Annotated in this window: 17 protein-coding genes; 6 read left to right on the top strand and 11 right to left on the bottom strand. The window is 70.6% G+C overall.

The features are described from left to right. Positions 1-39 precede the first annotated feature (39 nt). The 3 genes from OC490_RS20150 (at position 40) to OC490_RS20140 (ending at position 2,281) form a co-directional block, all read left to right on the top strand. Positions 40-462, top strand: coding sequence for an ATP-binding protein (locus tag OC490_RS20150; protein WP_262059349.1), 423 nt, complete (start codon positions 40-42; stop codon positions 460-462). Between the two features lie 80 nt (positions 463-542). Further along, positions 543-1,445 carry a hypothetical protein gene (locus OC490_RS20145; RefSeq protein WP_262059348.1) on the top strand — a complete coding sequence of 301 codons (903 nt, stop codon included), beginning with the start codon at positions 543-545 and terminating at the stop codon, positions 1,443-1,445. Positions 1,446-1,486: 41 nt separating this feature from the next. Next, a complete protein-coding gene (locus tag OC490_RS20140; protein ID WP_262059347.1) occupies positions 1,487-2,281 on the top strand; it encodes a hypothetical protein in 795 nt (264 codons plus the stop codon). A gap of 13 nt (positions 2,282-2,294) precedes the next feature. Here OC490_RS20140 and OC490_RS20135 read toward each other — a convergent pair whose 3' ends face one another. The 3 genes from OC490_RS20135 to aspS all read right to left on the bottom strand — a co-directional run bounded on the left by OC490_RS20135 (position 2,295) and on the right by aspS (position 5,687). After that, positions 2,295-2,753, bottom strand: coding sequence for a hypothetical protein (locus OC490_RS20135; protein ID WP_262059346.1), 459 nt, complete (start codon positions 2,751-2,753; stop codon positions 2,295-2,297). A gap of 79 nt (positions 2,754-2,832) precedes the next feature. Further along, positions 2,833-3,801 carry an intradiol ring-cleavage dioxygenase gene (locus OC490_RS20130; RefSeq protein ID WP_262059345.1) on the bottom strand — a complete coding sequence of 323 codons (969 nt, stop codon included), beginning with the start codon at positions 3,799-3,801 and terminating at the stop codon, positions 2,833-2,835. Between the two features lie 122 nt (positions 3,802-3,923). Beyond that, on the bottom strand, positions 3,924-5,687 hold the full coding sequence (aspS, locus tag OC490_RS20125) for an aspartate--tRNA ligase (RefSeq protein WP_262059344.1): 1,764 nt from the start codon (positions 5,685-5,687) through the stop codon (positions 3,924-3,926). A 165-nt stretch (positions 5,688-5,852) separates the two neighbouring features. On the opposite strand from aspS, the gene OC490_RS20120 reads away from it, so the two are divergent. Then, positions 5,853-8,015, top strand: a complete 2,163-nt coding sequence (locus OC490_RS20120) for a SpoIIE family protein phosphatase (protein WP_262059343.1) — start codon at positions 5,853-5,855, stop codon at positions 8,013-8,015. On the opposite strand, the gene OC490_RS20115 is transcribed toward OC490_RS20120, so the two are convergent. The 8 genes from OC490_RS20115 to OC490_RS20080 form a co-directional block, all read right to left on the bottom strand. Continuing rightward, positions 7,967-9,031: an AI-2E family transporter gene (locus OC490_RS20115; protein WP_262059342.1), complete on the bottom strand. Its 1,065-nt coding sequence runs from the start codon at positions 9,029-9,031 to the stop codon at positions 7,967-7,969. The genes OC490_RS20120 and OC490_RS20115 overlap by 49 nt on opposite strands. A 63-nt stretch (positions 9,032-9,094) precedes the next feature. Beyond that, positions 9,095-9,493 (bottom strand): peptidase inhibitor family I36 protein, encoded by a 399-nt coding sequence (locus OC490_RS20110; protein WP_262059341.1) that lies wholly within the window; start codon positions 9,491-9,493, stop codon positions 9,095-9,097. Positions 9,494-9,692: 199 nt separating this feature from the next. After that, a complete protein-coding gene (locus OC490_RS20105) occupies positions 9,693-10,664 on the bottom strand; it encodes a pirin family protein (RefSeq protein ID WP_262059340.1) in 972 nt (323 codons plus the stop codon). Between the two features lie 130 nt (positions 10,665-10,794). After that, on the bottom strand, positions 10,795-11,538 hold the full coding sequence (locus OC490_RS20100; protein WP_262059339.1) for a tryptophan 2,3-dioxygenase family protein: 744 nt from the start codon (positions 11,536-11,538) through the stop codon (positions 10,795-10,797). After that, a complete protein-coding gene (locus OC490_RS20095; protein WP_262059338.1) occupies positions 11,535-12,515 on the bottom strand; it encodes a diiron oxygenase in 981 nt (326 codons plus the stop codon). Before OC490_RS20095 ends, OC490_RS20100 begins: the two co-directional genes overlap by 4 nt. Beyond that, positions 12,469-13,770, bottom strand: a complete 1,302-nt coding sequence (locus OC490_RS20090; protein WP_262059337.1) for an aminotransferase class I/II-fold pyridoxal phosphate-dependent enzyme — start codon at positions 13,768-13,770, stop codon at positions 12,469-12,471. The genes OC490_RS20095 and OC490_RS20090 overlap by 47 nt, the downstream gene beginning before the upstream one ends. A gap of 378 nt (positions 13,771-14,148) precedes the next feature. Next, a complete protein-coding gene (locus tag OC490_RS20085) occupies positions 14,149-14,976 on the bottom strand; it encodes an SDR family NAD(P)-dependent oxidoreductase (protein ID WP_262059336.1) in 828 nt (275 codons plus the stop codon). Between the two features lie 218 nt (positions 14,977-15,194). After that, positions 15,195-15,668, bottom strand: coding sequence for an SseB family protein (locus OC490_RS20080; RefSeq protein WP_019073480.1), 474 nt, complete (start codon positions 15,666-15,668; stop codon positions 15,195-15,197). A 136-nt stretch (positions 15,669-15,804) separates the two neighbouring features. Here OC490_RS20080 and OC490_RS20075 point away from each other — a divergent pair, with 136 nt between their 5' ends. Continuing rightward, complete coding sequence (locus OC490_RS20075) at positions 15,805-17,646, top strand: acyl-CoA dehydrogenase (protein ID WP_262059335.1); 1,842 nt, start codon at positions 15,805-15,807, stop codon at positions 17,644-17,646. A 130-nt stretch (positions 17,647-17,776) separates the two neighbouring features. Beyond that, entirely contained in the window at positions 17,777-19,072 is a 1,296-nt protein-coding gene (locus tag OC490_RS20070) for a M18 family aminopeptidase (RefSeq protein ID WP_262059334.1), read from the top strand. The last annotated feature ends 22 nt before the right edge of the window (positions 19,073-19,094 follow it).

Genomic DNA, 19,094 nt, shown 5'->3' with positions numbered 1-19,094 from the left:
GCCGACCCGCAACTCCCCCTCCCTGACCAGGAGTCACGCATGCCCGAAACCGAAGAACCAGCCACCCCCTGGGAATACACCCTCACCATCCCCCACGACCTCCGCGCCGTCACCGTCAGCCGCCGCACCCTCCGCCTGATCCTGACGATGCACGGACTGATCGGCCTGGTCGACACCGCCGAACTCCTGGCAACCGAGCTGGGCTCCAACGCCGTACGCCACACGAAAGGCCCTGCAATCCTGCGCGCCTCCTGGAAACCCGGCACCCTCCGCATCGGCGCCTGGGACACGGACCCCGAACCCCCGGAACCAGCAAGGGAGTTGGCCAAGCACCTGGACCTGGAGGACGGCCGCGGCCTGGGCCTGGTCAAGGCCTGCGCCGACCAGTGGGGTTGGCAGCCGCTGTCCAAGAACGGCAGCAAGGGCAAGTACGTCTGGTGCGAACTGACCACGGCGGCCTGAACGTTCCTCCGCCCCTCGAAAGAGTGAACGTCACCCATTCGACCGGACATCTCCGTCCTTGATCCACCTAGGTTGCGCACATGGTCACATCAACCCACGAGGCGACCCACCGGCTCTTCCAGGAGCATCCGGAGGCCCTCACCCTTGTCTTCGAGTCACTGGGCATCCCGCCGCCCACGAAGTCGGACTTCGGCTCGATCACGCCGGACGCCACGGAGATCCGGCCCGTGGAGCGCCGAGTGGACACGGTGCTCAAGTTCGAACCCGCCATGGGAGAGAGCTTCCTGCTCGCCATCGAGGCCCAGACCAAGAAGGACCCGGACAAGGCGAAGAGCTGGGCCTACTACGTGGCGCACCTCAGCGCGAAGTACGACATGTCGGTGCTGTTGGTGGCCGTATGCCGGGACCGGTCGACGGCGAAGTGGGCTGCCGGTCCCTTCGAGTGCGCTGTCGGTCCATGGTCGACCCAGGTCACGCGCCCGTTCGTGCTGGGACCGGGCACTGTCCCGGTGATCACCGACGAGTCGACGGTGACCCGGCAGCCGGCCCTGGCGGTGCTCTCGGCCATCGTCCATAGCGACGACCGGCGAGCGCCCGCCATACTGGAGACGCTGGCCCGCGGACTCCTCTCATTCGACCCAGGCACCACGGCGTATTGGTTCGAAGTAACGGAAGTCGGCTTGGAGAACACTCCGGCCAAGGAGAAATGGAGAGAGCTGATGTCGAGCGTCATCACCCACTTCCCGGGCCACGGGACGCTGTTCGAGGAGAAGTACCTGGAGGGCAAGACCGAGGATCGCGCCTCGCTGATCCTGCGGGTGCTGGAGAAGCACGGTATCGACGTCCCCGAAGACATCCGTGAGCGCATCACCTCTTGCTCCGACCTCGACACCCTCACCCTCTGGTTCGACCGCTCCCTGACCGCCTCCACGGCCGAAGACCTGTTCGTCGAGAGCCCTGAGGCTCCCGGGTCCGGTGCATAACCTTTCGTCGGGGCTGACAGTCAGCGCATAGGCTCCACCGCATGCCTGAACTGCCCAGCCTTCACGAAGCCACCGTCGACGCGATCGTCGGACATGCCGGTGGCGCGACCCTGCCCTTCCAGGAAGCTCACCGGGACGCGGGTCACGCGACGTTCTTCTGGTTCAACGAGCTCGTGGAGAGCGCGCCGGACGGTGACGTGATTCGCCAATTCCTCGTGACAGCAGGGGAGTTGACCCGGACCGGCCTCGCCGAGGTGACCATACGGCCGTCCCTGTGCGACCCCGCCCCCAGCGCCGGAAAGCTGATGCTCACCGACTTCGCCGAGGGCTGGACCCACCTGGGTGACCTGGGCGTCGCGGTGATGCCCGCGGCCGTTCTGCACGCGTACGCCGAGCGGAAGGGCTGGCGCTGGAACACCGACGAGATAACCGACGGCACCGCCGCCCGCGACGAGGACATCGCGCGGATCGGCGCCGAACCCGTCGTAGCGTACGTCCTCGGTCATGACGTGAATCCGGACGACGGTGCCCGCGATCAGGCCGCGGTGGTCGGCGAGCTCGCCCGCGCGGACGACGGGACCATCCGCTGGGGCGGCCTGCTGCCCCAAGGGTGCGTGGGCGCCCCGGTGTTCATGTCCGTCCCGCTGGACGGCAACAGCTTCAAACTGGTCTGCGCGGGAGTCGCCCTGCCGCGCGACGACCATGGCTTCGGCCACCATCCTGTGGCCACCTTCGACGCCGTACGACGAGCCCTGGGCGCACTCGGACCCGACGCTCCGGCGCCCACCACCGTCACCCCGCCCCGCAGACGCCGCTGGTGGCAGCGGCGTAGCTGACCGGCCTGCCGTCCTACGCCGCCGAGTCCGCCAGGACCGGGCCGTTCCCCAGAGCCGCACGTGCCGTGGCGATGTGGGCGAGGCCCTCCTGGGCGACCCGGGTCGCCCGGGCGTACTCGTCGGCCGTGTGGGCCGCGGCCAGTTGGGCACCGGCAGCGCGGTGGCATTCCGCGGCGGCCGTCAGGGCCCGCGTCGCCGTTTCGCCCGCGCCGGCCCAGATCCTCGCCTCGGGGACCGACAGGCTCGCACCGAGCCGCAGCACCCAGCCGCTGGCCTCGACCTCCGCGTCCAGGTCGGACAGGGCCCGCGGCCGGTGCGAGCGGCGCTGCGCGATGACGGCGAACGCCGCCCCGGCTATCAACAGCAGTGCGAGCACGACGTATCCCATCGCTTCCTCCCGGCCTTCACGGTCCACGGGCCGGGCGGTTCCGGCCTCGTACGTCCATGACACGCCCTGCCTCTGTGCAGGCACATCGATATTCCTGTGCGTCGGCTGCGAGGTTTCCATGGCGGCGGGGCCGGTGGGACGTACGAGGCCGGTGTGGTGGTCGTCAGCCTGTCGTGGCCGACGGTGACGCCGAAGCCGACGGGGCGGGTCCGCCGGGGCCTCCGCCGCCCTCCCCGTCGTTCGTCTCGTCCGGTGCCACCGCCAGCGTCAGACGCGCGTGTACGCCCCGGCCGATGTGCCGTCGGTCGTACTTGAGGTAGAGCAGGCCGCCCTCGTGGCCGTTCTGCGGGTAGATCCCGTCCTCGGTGAGGGTGGTGCGGGTCGCCGTGTTGGAGACGTAGGGCTCCAGGACCGCCGTCGCCAGGACCGACTTCTCGTCGAAGAACAGCTGGCCCGTGTGGCAGGTGTGGCCGCCCTCGTAGCCCGCGTCCGTCCACTCGCCGTCGACGTGCACCTTGACGTGGATGTGGACGCAACGGCCCTGGTACCAGCCGGGGAACACCGTCCTGAAGGTGACCTGGCCGTGCCGGTCCGTGTGCCAGGTGCCGCGCAGGAAGCGGTCGTCGTCGGTCGGTTCCTGGTGGCCTCCGCCGCCACCGGGCGGCGGGCCACCCGTCGGAGTACCGGTGGGGGTATCGGTCGCGGTATCGGTCGGGGTATCGGTCGGGGTGCCCGACGGCGGCGCGCCCGTGGGGGCCGGGCCGCCGCCCCCGCCCGCCTCGTAGCCGGAGTAGACGCCGGTCGCGTTGCAGTGCCATATGTCTACGGCCGCGTTGCGGAGCGGTCTGCACGTGTCGGCGTCGATCACCTTCAGGGCCAGGCTGAGCGGGATGCCCTCCTGGTCCTCCGTCACATCACGGCGGATCTTGTCGGCGTCGATGTAGTACGGGCCCTCGACCAGCTCCGAGGTGAGCGTGTAGCAGGCGTCCTGGGGAACGTCCTCCGGCGCCGCCGAGGCGTTCGCCGCGAGGGTGCCGCCGACGCCCACCGCCGTCACCGCCACGCCGCCTGCCACCAGGACCGTACGGCGGGCCAACTGCCCTCTGTCTTCCGGTACTCGGGAATCCGTCATGGCCCGGAAGATAGAGGTAAGAAACATGACATGAACATGAGAATGCGCTGTGAATCCTGTGGCCAAGCGAAAGGGCTCGAAACCGATGCCGGTTCCGAGCCCCAACTCCCGCCGGATGCCTACTACTTCGGCTGCGGCTTCCGCACCGACAGGTGCAGCTCCCGCAGTCGCGTCTCGTCCAGCTCCGTCGGCGCGCCCATCATCAGGTCCTGGGCGTTGCCGTTGAGCGGGAAGGAGATCGTCTCGCGGATGTTCGGCTCCTCCGCGAGCAGCATGACGATGCGGTCGACGCCGGGGGCGATCCCGCCGTGCGGCGGGGCGCCGAAGCGGAACGCGCGCAGCATGCCGGCGAACTGCTCCTCGACGGTCTCGCGGTCGTAGCCCGCGATCTCGAAGGCCTTGAGCATGATGTCGGGCTCGTGGTTCCGGATCGCGCCGGAGGAGAGCTCGACGCCGTTGCAGACGATGTCGTACTGCCAGCCCAGGATGTCCAGCGGGTCCTGGGTCTCCAGGGCCTCCAGGCCGCCCTGGGGCATGGAGAACGGGTTGTGCGAGAAGTCGATCTTCCCGGTCTCCTCGTCCTTCTCGTACATCGGGAAGTCGACGATCCAGCAGAAGCGGAAGACGCCTTCCTCGAAGTGGCCCGCACGCTTCGCGGCTTCCACCCGCACCGCGCCCATGATCTTCGAGACCTCTTCGAACTCGCCCGCGCCGAAGAAGACGGCGTGGCCGGCCGCCAGCGACAGGCGCTTGGTCAGCTCGGCGACGTTCTCCTCCGTGAGGAACTTCGCGATCGGGCCCGTCAGCGAGCCGTCCTCGGTCACGCGGACCCAGGCCAGGCCCTTCGCGCCGAGGGTGACCGCGAAGTCGCCGAGCTGGTCGAAGAACTTGCGGGACTGGGACGCCACGTCCGGTACCGGCAGCGCGCGCACGTGCTTGCCGGCGAACGCCTTGAACTCCGAGCCCTCGAACACGTCCGTGATGTCGGTGAGTTCGAGCTTCGCGCGCAGGTCAGGCTTGTCGGAGCCGTACTTCACCATCGACTCGCGGAACGGGATGCGCGGGAAGGGGGAGGTGACCTCCTGGCCGCCGCCGAACTCCGTGAACAGCTCCGTCATGAGCTTCTCGATCGGCTGGAAGACGTCTTCCTGCTCCACGAAGCTCATCTCGACGTCGAGCTGGTAGAACTCGCCCGGCGAGCGGTCCGCGCGGGCGTCCTCGTCGCGGAAGCAGGGCGCGATCTGGAAGTAGCGGTCGAAGCCGGAGATCATCAGCAGCTGCTTGAACTGCTGCGGCGCCTGCGGGAGGGCGTAGAACTTGCCCGGGTTCAGCCGGGACGGGACCACGAAGTCGCGCGCGCCCTCGGGGGAGGTCGCGGAGAGGATCGGGGTGGCCATCTCGTTGAAGCCGAGGGCGACCATCTTCGAGCGGATCGAGGCGATCACCGAGGACCGCAGCATGATGTTGCGGTGCATGCGCTCGCGGCGCAGGTCCAGGAAGCGGTACTCCAGGCGCCGCTCCTCGTTGACCCCGTCCTCGGTGTTGATCGTGAAGGGGAGCGGGGCGGCGGCGCCGAGCAGCTCGACCTCGCCGACCTCGACCTCGATCTCACCGGTCGGCAGATCCGGGTTCACGTTGTCCGTGCCCCGGGAGACGACCTTGCCGTCGACGCGGACCGTCGACTCCTTGGTGACCTTGTCGAGGGCCTCGTACGCGGTCGTGCCGGGGCGGGCGACGAGCTGCGTGATGCCGTAGTGATCGCGCAGATCGATGAAGAGGATGCCACCCAGGTCGCGCCGATTGTGCAGCCAGCCACTCAGCCGGACGTCGGTGCCGACGTCAGAGGCGCGGAGCTCGCCGCAGGTGTGGGACCTGTACCGATGCATCGTCGTTCATCCAGCCTTCGCGGATCGGGGAGTGTTTCACGTGAAACGTCCGGGGCCGGAGCCCGGACGTCCCAAGGGTACCGGCCACCCATTGATCGCCTCCCCACCATTAACCGGGAACCCCATCGGTGGCACTTATCGATCTCCTCTTCTTAGAGTGGGGCAATGCGCACTGGTGAGCCCCTGCCCGCCGTGGGGGAGGTACTCGCCGCCCTCGCGACCGGTCTGTGGCATTGGGACACCGCCTCGGAGCTGGTCACGGTGGACGCCGAGGCCGCACGGCTGCTCGGGCTGCCCGCCGAGCCGACCACCCTCACGGAGGCCCAGACCCGGGCCAGACTTCACCCTGTCGACTGGAACGAGATCGCCGGGGTCGTCGGCCTTGCCGTCGCCGAGGGCACTCTCGCCGAGGTACGGATCCGGATCATGGACGGGCGGGGCCGGGTGATCCGCACCGTCCGCAGCCGCTCCAAGCCGTCCTACGACCCCGAGAGCCGGTCGTTCGAGCTGATCGGCACCCTCCAGGAGGTCACCGAGCCCACGCCGGGCACGCCCGCCGGACGGACGGCGGTCACCGGTGACTGGCGGCGGTCACGGGAGGCGTTCCTGCTGGACGCGGGCCGGGCGCTCGCGGAGGCGCGGTCCACGGCGGAGGTGCTGCGGGTCGCCGCGGGCCTGTCGATGCCGGGCTTCTCACCGGACGGCCTCGCCGTGTTCGGGGTGTCGGGCGACCGGCTCACGATCATCGGGCACCACGGGCATCAGCCCGGCGACGAGGACCCGTTCTCGCACATGTCCACGGTGACCGACTATCCGGCCGCCGAGGTCGTCCGGACCGGCCGTGCCGTCTATCTGTCCACGCCCGAGCAGTACAAGACGCGCTACCCGGTCACCTGGCCGCTCGCCCAGCACTTCCACCGGCAGTCCTGGGCGTTCCTGCCGCTGACCGTCGCCGGGCGCACGATGGGCGCCTGGATGGCCGCCTTCACCTACCCGGTCGCCTTCACACCGGACGAGCGGTCCGTCCTCACCACGGTCGCCCGCATGCTCGCCCAGGCCCTGTCCCGGGCCGGTGTCGCCGAGTCCGAGCGCGAGCTGACCGACGGACTCCAGCGCTCGATGCTGCCCACGCTGGGCCCGGAGATCCCGGGCATGAGCGTCGCCGCCCGCTACATACCGACCGGCGGCGGTCTCCAGGTCGGCGGCGACTGGTACGACATGATCCCGTTGCCTGGGGGCACCCCCTCTGGGGGAGGCCGTATCGCGCTCGTCATCGGCGACGTGCAGGGGCACGATGTGCGCGCCGCCGGGCTGATGGGCCAGCTGCGCATAGCCCTGCGTGCCTACGCCTCCGAAGGACACCGGCCCGACGCGGTACTGTCCCGAGCCTCCCGCTTCCTGCACGGCATCGTCAACGGCGGCGCGGAGATGACCGACCCGCGCTTCGCGACCTGCCTCTACGTCGAGGCCGACCCGGAGACCGGCGTGCTGGAGATCGCCCGCGCCGGCCATCCCGACCCCGCGATACGCATGGCGGACGGAACGGTGCTGATGCGGCCCACGGCCGGCGGACTGCCGCTCGGTATCGACCCGGACGCCGACTATCCGACGACCACGCTCGCCCTGGAACCCGGCGAGACCATGCTGATCTGCACCGACGGGCTGATCGAGACCGGCGGCCACGACCTGGAGACCGGCTGGCAGCGCATCCGGACCATCCTGGAGGAGCACAAGGGCGACCTGGAGGAACTGGCCGACGCGCTCGTCCAGGCCGTCCACGGGCCCTCCTCGCACCACACCACCGGCCCGCTCGCCGACCGCCGCGAGGACGACATCGCCGTACTCCTGCTGTCCCGGGAGGGCGAGAGCTGCGGCTGCGGCGACACGGTGACCGACCCGCCGAAGATCCGCCGTACGGTGCTCACGGTCGCGCAGGCCGAGCCCGAGCGGATCGCGGTGGCCCGGCAGCAGCTGCGCGAACTCCTCCACGACTGGACCGGCGCCGACCAGGTCGACTCGGCGGTCCTGCTCGTCTCCGAGATGCTCACCAACGTCCTCGTGCACACCGATGCCGACGCCCTGCTGACCGCCGAGGTGGCCGGCGAGCCCGGTGGGCGGCGGATGCGGGTCGAGGTCACGGACGCCGGCGACGACCTCCCGCACAAGCGGCACCCCGGTGAACTGGCGTCCTCCGGGCGCGGGTTGCTGCTGATCGAGCTGCTCGCCGAGACCTGGGGCGTGGATCCGAGGGGCGAGGGCAAGAGCATCTGGTTCGAGCTCTACGAGTCCGACGGCGACGGTTCCCCGGCGGGATCCGTCGTGCCGTAGCGCGCCCGCAGTTCGTGGACGACGCCGAAGACGGCGGCGGTCAGCGGGACCGCGAGCAGCATGCCGAGGATGCCGGCCACGGAGGCTCCGGCGGTGATCGCGATCATCACGACCGCCGGGTGCATCTGCACGGTCCGGCTCTGGATCATCGGCTGGAGGACGTGGCCCTCCAGGACCTGCACGGCGAGGACGACCCCGAGAGCCCACAGGGCGATGACGGCACCCCGGTCGGCGAGCGCGACCAGCACGGCGACCGCGCCGGAGAGGAACGCGCCGAGGTAGGGGATGTAGGCGCCGACGAAGACCAGTGCGGCCAGGCCCACCGCCCCGGGCACGTCCAGCACGAGCAGGCCGATGCCGATGCAGGTGGCGTCGATGAGGGCGATCACGGTCGTCCCGCGCATGAAGCCCTCGACGCCCTCGAAGGCGCGGCGGGCCATGGCCTCGACGAGGTCGGCGGTGCCGTGCGGGGCGAGCGAGCGCAGCAGCCCGGTGGCGAGGTGGGAGTCGCGCAGGAAGAAGAAGACGAGCAGCAGCGCCAGTACGGCCATGGCGATGGCCTCGCCGACGACGCTGACCCCGCTGATCACGTTGGAGGCGGCCGTCCCGCCGAACTTGGCGAGGAGTTCCTTGGCGTTGGAGGCAAGGTCGTCGAGTGAGGTCCCGGCTGCGCCGAAGTGGTCGGCGACGGAGTTGCCCGCGTCCTTGACCGCGTTCACGATCTGGTCCCCGGTGTCGATCAGCGCGGCCACGACGATGTAGACGGCACCGCCGACCACGGCGACGACGGCGACACAGGTGACGGCGGCGGCCACGGACCGGTTGACCCCGGCCTTCACCAGCCGCCGGTACAACGGCCCGAGCAGCGCGGTGCCGAGCAGCGCGAGCAGCACGGGTGTGACGGCGGTCCTGAACTCGACGCAGAGCCGGATCCCGACGTAGCCGACCCCGGAGACGAGCAGGATGACGGCGCACCAGGCGGCGAGGCGGCGCACGGGACCGGGGAGGAGCTGCACGGTTCCAGCCGAACACGCGAAAGGCGGGCCGTCCCGTGGGGACGGCCCGCCCGGGTGACGGACTCAGCAGGTGGGGCCCACCGCGTCGATCCTGGTGCCGAAGTTGGTGTCGTAGGCCTGGGCGTAGTCGCCGGAGAGGACCGGCCGCTTCTCCTGCGGGCTCCAGTCGATGAAGCACGCGTTGGCGTTGGCCTTGAAGGAGTACACGTGGTCGTGCAGGTTGGACGGCATGTCGCGGTACCCGGAGCCGGGGGTCCACCGCCAGGGGGTGCCCGAGTAGTTCCTGTCGTGCCAGAAGCAGATCTCACCGCTCCCGCAGTTCTCGTCCGCGCGGTGCAGCGCGGCGCTCGCCGCCTGTTCGGTGGAGGTGGAGGGGGTACGGGCCTGGGTGGGGCTTGCCGCGCCGGTCAGGGCGAGACAGGCGGCTGCCACGGCGACGGCCGGACTCATGCGGATACGCACGGGTGACTTCCTTGCATTCGACGTCCACTTTCAGCCCGTCTCTTTCCATGAGCGGGACCTTCATGCTCCGTCCGGGTCCAGGTCACCCGGACGGAGCATCCGGACCGGCGTGGACGCACACCCCCTGAACCGGGCCGCGAACGCCCGAAGCCCCGTCCTTGTCCGGACGGGGCTTCGGGCGTTTCCGTTGCACGAAGGCTTACAGGCCGCCCTCGCCCATTCCGTGCACGGCGGGGATGGTGCCCAGCCGGCCCTTCTGGAAGTCCTCGAAGGCCTGCTGGAGTTCCTCGCGGGTGTTCATGACGAACGGTCCGTAGTGCGCCATCGGCTCCCGGATCGGCCGGCCGCCGAGGATGACGACCTCCAGGTCCGGAGTGTTCCCGTCCTGCTGCTCGTCCGCGCGGACGGTCAGCGAGGAGCCGGTGCCGAAGACGGCGGTCTGGCCCAGGTGGATCGGGCGGCGGTCCGCGCCGACCGAGCCCTTGCCCGCCATCACGTAGACGAGGCCGTTGAAGTCCTCGCGCCACGGCAGAGTGAGCTCCGCGCCCGGCGCCACGGTGGCGTGCACCATCGTGATCGGGGTATGCGTGATGCCGGGGCCCTGGTGGCCGTCCAGCTCACCGGCGATGACGCGCAGCAGCGCGCCGCCGTCCGGAGTGGTCAGCAACTGCACCTGTCCGCCGCGGATGTCCTGGTAGCGCGGGGCCATCATCTTGTCCTTGGCCGGGAGGTTCACCCACAGCTGCAGACCGTGGAAGAGGCCGCCGGACACGACGAGGGACTCCGGCGGCGCCTCGATGTGCAGCAGGCCCGCGCCCGCAGTCATCCACTGGGTGTCGCCGTTGGTGATGGTGCCGCCGCCACCGTTGGAGTCCTGGTGGTCGAAGACGCCGTCGATGATGTAGGTGACGGTCTCGAAGCCGCGGTGCGGGTGCCAGGGGGTGCCCTTGGGCTCGCCCGGCGCGTACTCCACCTCGCCCATCTGGTCCATCATGATGAACGGGTCGAGGTGACGGTAGTTGATCCCGGCGAACGCTCGGCGCACCGGGAAGCCCTCACCCTCGAAACCGCCGGGTGCGGTCGTGACGGTGAGCACGGGACGTGCCACGGCGTCGGCCGGCGCGGCCACGCGGGGCAGGGTCAGCGGGTTCTCTACGGTCACTGCAGGCATGTCGGGACCTCCTTGTGCGTCGAGTTTAGTTGAGCGTTGAACTTTCTGCTACCCCACAACAGAAGAAGCCCGGAGGACATTCCCTCCGGGCTTCCGCCCGACCCGCCCGCACAGCGGGCACATCAGTGGCTCACAGCACGGCGCCCCGAGCCTCCCACAGCTCCGGGAAGAACCGTTCACCGGTGCGCTCCCGCAGATACGCGGCCCCCGAACTGCCCGCCGTACCCCGGCCCTTGCCGATCTGCCGCTCCACGACCAGGACGTGCCGGGCCCGCCACAGCGCCCAGCCCTCGTCGTGGCCCAGCAGCGCGTCCGCCAGTTCCCCGAGCGGGCCCTCGCCCCGGAAGGCCGCGGCCCGGCCCGTCCGCGGGAGGCCCGCCCGCGCCGCGAGGAACCCGTCCCACAGCGTCGGCTCCAGCAGCCGCCGGTCCAGCCGGGCCCGCTCGGCCTCCGTCAGCCAGCGCATCGAGCGGGTGCGGTGGTCCCGGCGCGCCGAGAGCGCCTCGATCTCGTGGAACTGCGCGGACTGCCCGCCGCTGGCCGTGCCGAGCGCACCGCGGAACGCCTCGAAGTCGCCCGGCACCATGGTGTCCAGCAACGCCAGCGCGTCGAGCAGCGCCCGCTCGATCTCCCGGCAGCGGCGCAGCCGTCGTACCGCTACGGCGTTCTCGCCCGCCAGCATCCGGTCGCGGGCGTCCGTGAGCTCGACGAGGAGCTGCTTGAACCAGAGTTCGTGCACCTGGTGCACGGTGATGAACAGATGCTCGTCGTGCGCGGCGCCGGCCTGCGGCAGCTGCTGGCCGAGGAGCTGCGGCAGGCGCAGGTAGTTGCCGTAGGTGAGGGTCGTTGTGGTTGGGGTCGGGGTCGGGTTCACGGGGTCTCCTCGTGGTCGTCGCCGAAGCCGTGGGCGTGGCCGTCGCCGAGGCCGTGGGCCGCGAAGTGCTCGCGGGCGCCCGGGAGTTCGAAGACTCCGACGGCCGCGCAGAGCCGTAGCGTCGAACGGGCGGTCTCGTTCAGGCGGCGGGGGTCCGGGCCGGCCGCGCAGCAGTCGTCGGCGACCCGGCGGGCGGTGTCGGGGTCGAGGCCGGCCAGCCGCAGTGAGGTGCGGACGGGGGCGAGGTCCCAGGTCAGGGCGGCCCGGATCAGTTCGGGCAGGGCGTGGGCGGCGGCGGTCCGGTCGGCGGTGGAGAGGTGGGTCCACACCTCGCGGAAGAGGGCGGAGAAGAAACGGTGGTGGCGGCCCTCGTCCCGGGCGTGGTCGCGCAGCAGGTCGCGCACCACGCCGACCACGGACGGGTCGCCCGGCACCTCGTTGAGCACGGCCGTGATCAGCGTCTCGAACACCACCGCCTGGAGGAGTCCGGCGAGGGCGGGCGCGCCGGGCAGCGCGCGGTGCGCGGACGCCCGTAGCCGATCGACGAAGCCGCCGTAGTCCTGGTCCGGTATCGGGATGCCGGTGACGGCGGCGATCTGGTCGGCCAGGTCGAGGCTGTAGAGGGCGTGGTAGCCCTCGTCGCAGTAGACCTTGAAGGCGTCCGGGCGCAGTGCGGCGGGCAGGTCGAGTCCGGTCCGGCCGTTGGCCACGGCCTCGGCGGCCGTGTTCACGACCCGGGTCTCCAGGTGGGTCGTCGACAGCAGGAACTGGTAGAGGTGCCGCACGGTCAGCTCGCGCACCCGCTCGGACGGCAGTTCCCGTACGGCCTCGTGGCGGGCGTACGGCACCAGGGCGGCCGGGAAGAAGACCTGGCCGCGCTCGGTCTCCTCGTGGAACATGCGGCGCACCCCGGTGCGGACGCCCGCCTGCTCATACCAGCGGTCGAGCGGGCCCGGTGGTGTGTCGTGGGTCGTCATGGGGTGCTCCCTTCTCGGCCTTCTCGGCCTTCTCGGTCTTCTCGTCGAGCAGGCGGCCGAGGCGGGTCAGGGCCTCCTCCACGAGGGCCGCGTCGAGCGAGTGGCAGACGCGGAACCAGCCGGGGCGAGGAGCGTGGAAGGCCTCGCCGGGCAGGATGCTGACGTGGGTGCGGTCGAGGATCTCCCGCCACAGCGCGCGTTCGCCGGCGAAGCCGGGGCAGGGCAGCCGGGCGGCCAGGTCGGCCCAGATCGAGCAGCCCGCCTGCGCGGGGGCGTACGGGATGCCGAAGGCGTCGAGCAGGGCCGTGGCGCGGGCGTAGGAGGCGCCGAGGCGGCGGCGGTTCTCGGCGAGGAACGCGTGCACCCGGGCGGGGTCGGCGAGGAGGGTGGTGAGATGGGCCTGGGTGTGGGTGGAGACGGGGGCGAAGTAGGCGAGGGCGCGGGCGGCGGCGCGGATCTCCGGGTCGGTGGTGTGCAGGACGCCCGCCTTGAAGCCGGGCAGCCCGAAGTCCTTCGCGAAGCCCCACACGGTGTGCACGCGGGCGGAGTCGGCGGCGACCGTCCGCAGGCCGGTGAAGGGGCCGGGCCCGAACACGGAGCCGGCGTAGATCTCGTCGGCGACGACATCGACACCGTGGTGGGCCGCCACTTCCGCCAACTCCCTCAGTTTCGCGGGCGGGTGGACCTCTCCGGTCGGGTTGGCCGGGGACGCGAGCGCGACGGCCCGTACGTCCACGCCGTCGCGCCGGGCCTCGGCCAGCGTCCGGTCCACTGCGCGTACGGAGAGCCCGTGGCCGTCCTCCGGGTCCGGCGGGGCGAGGAGCAGCCGGGCGCCCGAGCGTCCCCCGAGGTCCGTGTCGAAGGCGCCGTAGCAGGGCGTGGGTACGACGATCGCCTCGCCCGGGTCGCACAGCGCGGTGGCCACCACGTCCAGGGCCGCCGTCGCCCCGGCCACGACCACCAGGTCCTCGGGGTCGACCGGCCGCTCCCCCGGGCCGGTGAGGTGCCGCGCGAGGTGCGCGCGCAGCTCAGGGGTTCCGTACAGGGGCGCGTAACGGGTGTCGCGGGCCGTCAGCGGGCGGGGCGGCTCGGTGTGCAGGTCCTGGACGAGTCGGTTCTCCGCGGTCCCGAGATTGAGCCAGCCGTCGGGACGCAGCCGGGGGTGATAGGGCAACTCCTCCGCCCGGAAGTGCGCCTCCGCGATGGCGGGCGAACCGACGACCAGGCGGGCGGCCTGCCGGGAGACCGGGGTCACGGGCCGACTCCGAACGCGGGCGAGACGGCAACGCGACGCGGGGTCCGGCGGGGGTCCGGCGCCGATACGCGCGAACCGGCGACCGCCCCCGCGCAGCACGCCGGAACCGACCGGACAGCCCCACCCGCACCGGACCCGACCACGCGACGCACACCCGACAGGACGCCGAGGCCGACGCCCGAGCACCCGCGACTGGACCCGCACCCCGGCCGGAAACCGCAGCCACCGCACAGGGTCCGGCGACCGAACCCACCCCCCGCCGCAAAGCCGGAACCGACCGGACGGCCCCACCCGCTCCAGACCCAGCCACCCGACACACACCCCGACAGGACGCCGAGGCCCACGCCCGGGCACCGGCGACCGAATCCGCCGTCACCGTCACCGCTCCACCCCCGCGCCCTCCGCCACCCCGCCCAGCAGACCCGGGCGTACCCCCAGTCCCATCGACGCGTCGAGCACCGCTCCGTGGAGGAGGCCGGCGAGGGGGCCGGTCAGGTGCCAGATCAGGTCGGCTATCTCCGTGGGGGCGATCAGGCGGCCCCGGGGGAGGGTGGATTCCAGGGTCGCACGTTCCTGCGGGGTGAGGCCCGCCAGGGTGCTGGCCTCGAACATGGGGGTCTCCACCGCGCCGGGGCAGACGGCGACGACGTCGACGGGGTCGTGAACCAGTTCGGCGGCCAGGTGCCGGGTGAGGTAGGCGAGGGCCGCCTTGCTCATGCCGTCCGCGACACGGAAACCCGGGAACTGCGCGACGCCCCCGCCGACACTGGCGACGTTGACGATCGTGCCGCGTCCGCGCGCCCGCATCCCCGGCAGCAGCTGCTCGGTGAGCCAGAGCGGCCCCACCGCGTTGATCTGCAGGAACGCAGCGTCCTGGGTGTGGCCGGGCCCGGGGACGTAGTGCTCGACGGTCTTCGAGCCGACCGCCGCGTTGTTGACGAGTACGTCGACCGGTCCGGGCAGTTCCGCGACCAGGCGTTCATGGTCGGGCCACTCGCCCTGGCGGAACTCGAAGGCCCGCGCCGGGTGCCGGCCGGTGCCGGCCAGTTCGGCGACCAGCCGGGCCGCACGCTCGCGTCCCGAGTGGTAGGTGAACCAGACGTGGTCGCCGCCGCGCGCGAACCGCCGTACGCAGGCCCGCCCGATCCCCGCCGAGCCGCCTGTGATCAGAACATTCCGATTCCGCTCGGTCCGTGCCGCCGCCATGCGGGCCCCCGTCGGTGTGCCGCGTCCGCTCTCTGACGGACCCGCACACTTCCAGCCATCCGGGACACACACCCCGCAACACCGGGAACCCTGCCGACATCTCGTCGGATCGGGACCGGGACTTCAGCAACTAGGACCTGTCCGGTAGGACCTGTCCGGTAGGACCTGTCCGGTAGGACCTGTCCGGCGGATCAGGTCCCAGGCCGCCGAGCAGTTGCTCAGCCGTACATCCTGCGCATCGCGAACTCCACCATCTGCTCGACCGCCTTCGCGTCGAACACCATGCGGTGCTCGCCCTCCATGTCGACGACGAAGCCGTAGCCCGTCGGCAGCAGGTCGATCACCTCGGCGCCGGTGATCACGAAGTACTTGGACTCCTTGCCCGCGTAGCGGCGCAGTTCCTTCAGCGAGGTGAACATCGGGATCACCGGCTGCTGGGTGTTGTGGAGTGCGAGGAAGCCCGGGTTGTCGCCGCGCGGGCAGTACACCTTGGACGTCGCGAAGACCTGCTGGAAGTCCTCGGCGGCCATCTGCCCGGTGGTGAAGGCGCGTACCGCGTCCGCCAGCGAGGGCGGGGACGGCTCGGGGTAGAGCGGTGGCTGCTGGCCGTAGCCGCCCACGCCACCGGCCATCTGCTGCTGGGGCGGGACGTACCCCTGCTGAGCGCCCACGTTCTGGTCGTAGCCGTACATGCCAGCAAGAGTACTGAGTCACAGATGGACGGCTTGGGGTTGCTTCTTATTACCGACGGGTAGCATCATCGTAATCACCACTGCTGCACAACTGCGTACACATCTCGTCGCACACATCTCTTACGGAGTCGTCGCCATGGGGCACTACAAGTCGAATCTCCGCGACATCGAGTTCAACCTCTTCGAGGTCCTCGGGCGCGACAAGCTGTACGGCACCGGTCCGTTCGCGGAGATGGACACGGACACCGCGAAGAGCGTCCTGGAGGAGCTGACCCGGCTCGCGGAGAACGAGCTCGCGGAGTCCTTCACCGACGCCGACCGCAACCCGCCGGTCTTCGACCCGGAGACGAACACCGCGCCCGTTCCGGCCTCCTTCAAGAAGAGCTACAAGGCCTTCATGGAGTCGGAGTACTGGCGGCTCGGTCTGCCCGAGGCGATCGGCGGTACGACGGCTCCGCCCTCCCTGATCTGGTCGTACGCGGAGCTGATCCTCGGCGCGAACCCGGCCGTGTGGATGTACTCCTCAGGTCCGGCCTTCGCCGGGATCCTCTACGACGAGGGCAACGACGTACAGAAGAAGATCGCGCAGTTGGCCGTGGAGCGGACCTGGGGTTCGACCATGGTGCTGACCGAGCCCGACGCGGGGTCGGATGTGGGCGCGGGCCGGACGAAGGCGGTCCAGCAGGAGGACGGCTCCTGGCACATCGAGGGCGTCAAGCGCTTCATCACGTCCGGTGAGCACGACATGGAGGAGAACATCCTTCACTACGTGCTCGCGCGTCCGGAGGGCCACGGCCCGGGCACCAAGGGCCTCTCCCTCTTCCTCGTGCCGAAGTTCCTCTTCGACGTCGAGACCGGCGAGCTGGGCGAGCGCAACGGCGTCTACGCCACGAACGTCGAGCACAAGATGGGCCTCAAGGCGTCCAACACCTGCGAGATGACCTTCGGCGACCGCCACCCCGCCAAGGGCTGGCTGATCGGCGACAAGCACGACGGCATCCGCCAGATGTTCCGCATCATCGAGTTCGCTCGCATGATGGTCGGGACCAAGGCCATCTCCACGCTGTCCACCGGCTACCTCAACGCGCTGGAGTACGCCAAGGAGCGCGTCCAGGGTCCCGACCTCGCCGCCTTCGGCGACAAGACCGCGCCCAAGGTCACCATCACGCACCACCCGGACGTGCGCCGCTCGCTGATCACGCAGAAGGCGTACGCCGAGGGCATGCGCGCCCTGGTGCTGTACACCGCCTCGGTCCAGGACGCGATCGCCGTCAAGGAGGCCGAGGGCGAGGACGCGTCCACCGAGCACGCGCTCAACGACCTGCTCCTGCCCATCGTCAAGGGCTACGGCTCCGAGAAGGGCTACGAGCAGCTCGCCCAGTCGCTGCAGACCTTCGGCGGCTCCGGGTTCCTCCAGGAGTACCCGATCGAGCAGTACATCCGGGACGCCAAGATCGACACCCTGTACGAGGGCACCACCGCGATCCAGGGCCAGGACTTCTTCTTCCGGAAGATCGTCCGCAACCAGGGCGCGGCCCTCAACTCCCTCGCCGAGGACATCAAGAAGTTCCTCGCGCTGGGCACGGGCGGCGAGGAGCTGGCCGGTGCGCGTGAGCACCTCGCCAAGGCGGCCGTGGAGCTGGAGGCCATCGTCGGCCTGATGCTGACCGACCTCGCGGCGACCGAGCAGGACGTCAAGAACATCTACAAGGTGGGCCTCAACACCACCCGCCTGCTGCTCGCCTCCGGTGACGTCGTCGTCGGCTACCTGCTCCTCAAGGGTGCCGCCGTCGCCGTGGAGAAGCTGGAGACGGCTTCCGCCAAGGCTGTGTCGGCCAAAGATGTGCCGTTCTACACGGGGAAGATCGCGGCTGCGAAGTTCTTCGCGGCCAATGTGCTGCCCGGTCTGACCCTGGCCCGCAAGGTCGCCGAGGGTGTCGAGCTGGACCTGATGGAACTGGACGAAGCCGCCTTCTAGCCAGCCGGAGAACCCGTTCCGGGACAGACCGGAACAGCCCGGAACAGCTTCGCGAAACCCCACATCGCCCTTGCGAGGGCCCGCTCCCAACGCCGGGAGCGGGCCCTCGTGCGTCGTTAAGGTGAACCCCATGAGCGAACCCCCCCGCTTCGACCGCGGCCACACCGACGACCTCATGTCCTTCCTCGCGGCGTCCCCCACGCCGTACCACGCCGTGGCGAGCACCGCCGAGCGGCTGGAGAAGGCCGGATTCAAGCAGGTCGCCGAGACGGACGCCTGGGAGGGGACGACCGGCGGCAAGTACGTGCTGCGCGGTGGCGCGATCGTGGCCTGGTTCGTCCCCGAAGGTGCGGCACCCCACACCCCCTTCCGCATCGTCGGCGCGCACACCGACTCCCCGAACCTGCGGGTCAAGCCGCGCCCCGACACCGGTGCGCACGGCTTCCGCCAGGTCGCCGTCGAGATCTACGGCGGACCGCTGCTCAACTCCTGGCTCGACCGCGACCTCGGCCTGGCCGGCCGGCTGAGCCTCCGGGACGGCTCGACCCGTCTGGTGAACGTGGACCGGCCGCTGCTCAGAGTGCCCCAACTCGCCATCCACCTGGACCGGTCCGTGTCGGCGGAGGGGCTCAAGCTGGACAAGCAGCGCCACCTCCAGCCGATCTGGGGCCTGGGCGACGACATCCGCGACGGCGACCTGATCGCCTTCCTGGAAGAGGAGTCGGGGCTCGCGCCGGGCGAGGTCACCGGCTGGGACCTGATGACGCACTCCGTCGAGGCGCCCTCCTACCTGGGCCGCGACCAGGAGCTGGTCGCGGGACCGCGCATGGACAATCTGCTGTCCCTGCACTCCGGCGCCGCCGCGCTCACCTCCGCCGCCGCCCGCGAGAACCTGCCGTACATCCCCGTGCTCGCCGGCTTCGACCACGAGGAGAACGGCTCCCAGTCCGACACGGGCGCGGACGGGCCGCTGCTCGGCGGGGTGCTGGAGCGTTCGGTGTTCGCGCGCGGCGGGTCGTACGAGGACCGGGCACGGGCCTTCGCGGGCACCGTCTGCCTCTCCTCCGACACCGGGCACGCCGTGCACCCGAACTACGCGGAGCGGCACGACCCGACGCACCACCCGCGCGTCAACGGCGGGCCGATCCTCAAGGTCAACGTCAACAACCGCTACGCCACGGACGGTTCGGGCCGCGCGGTGTTCGCCGCGGCCTGCGAGAAGGCCGGTGTGCCCTTCCAGTCCTTCGTCTCCAACAACTCCATGCCCTGCGGCACGACGATCGGCCCGATCACCGCGGCCCGCCACGGCATCAAGACCGTCGACATCGGCGTGGCGATCCTCTCCATGCACAGCGCCCGCGAACTCTGCGGCGACCGCGACCCGTTCCTGCTGGCCAACGCGCTGGTGGCGTTCCTGGAGGGGTAGTCAACTCCCGCTTGGCGCATGG

The organism is Streptomyces sp. STR69, assembly GCF_024519455.1.
GTDB lineage: Bacteria > Actinomycetota > Actinomycetes > Streptomycetales > Streptomycetaceae > Streptomyces.
Note: the sequence above shows the minus strand (reverse complement) of the source record. Positions and strands in the feature narration are given on the sequence as shown.

Bases quoted from the DNA above. Each gene is read 5' to 3' on its own strand.
- OC490_RS20145 (WP_262059348.1), top strand. From the start codon at position 543: ATGGTCACATCAACCCACGAGGCGACCCACCGGCTCTTCCAGGAGCAT.
- OC490_RS20150 (WP_262059349.1), top strand. From the start codon at position 40: ATGCCCGAAACCGAAGAACCAGCCACCCCCTGGGAATACACCCTCACC.
- OC490_RS20120 (WP_262059343.1), top strand. From the start codon at position 5,853: ATGCGCACTGGTGAGCCCCTGCCCGCCGTGGGGGAGGTACTCGCCGCC.
- OC490_RS20105 (WP_262059340.1), bottom strand. From the start codon at position 10,664: ATGCCTGCAGTGACCGTAGAGAACCCGCTGACCCTGCCCCGCGTGGCC.
- OC490_RS20095 (WP_262059338.1), bottom strand. From the start codon at position 12,515: ATGACGACCCACGACACACCACCGGGCCCGCTCGACCGCTGGTATGAG.
- OC490_RS20075 (WP_262059335.1), top strand. From the start codon at position 15,805: ATGGGGCACTACAAGTCGAATCTCCGCGACATCGAGTTCAACCTCTTC.
- OC490_RS20080 (WP_019073480.1), bottom strand. From the start codon at position 15,668: ATGTACGGCTACGACCAGAACGTGGGCGCTCAGCAGGGGTACGTCCCG.
- OC490_RS20140 (WP_262059347.1), top strand. From the start codon at position 1,487: ATGCCTGAACTGCCCAGCCTTCACGAAGCCACCGTCGACGCGATCGTC.
- OC490_RS20070 (WP_262059334.1), top strand. From the start codon at position 17,777: ATGAGCGAACCCCCCCGCTTCGACCGCGGCCACACCGACGACCTCATG.
- OC490_RS20085 (WP_262059336.1), bottom strand. From the start codon at position 14,976: ATGGCGGCGGCACGGACCGAGCGGAATCGGAATGTTCTGATCACAGGC.
- aspS (WP_262059344.1), bottom strand. From the start codon at position 5,687: ATGCATCGGTACAGGTCCCACACCTGCGGCGAGCTCCGCGCCTCTGAC.
- OC490_RS20130 (WP_262059345.1), bottom strand. From the start codon at position 3,801: ATGACGGATTCCCGAGTACCGGAAGACAGAGGGCAGTTGGCCCGCCGT.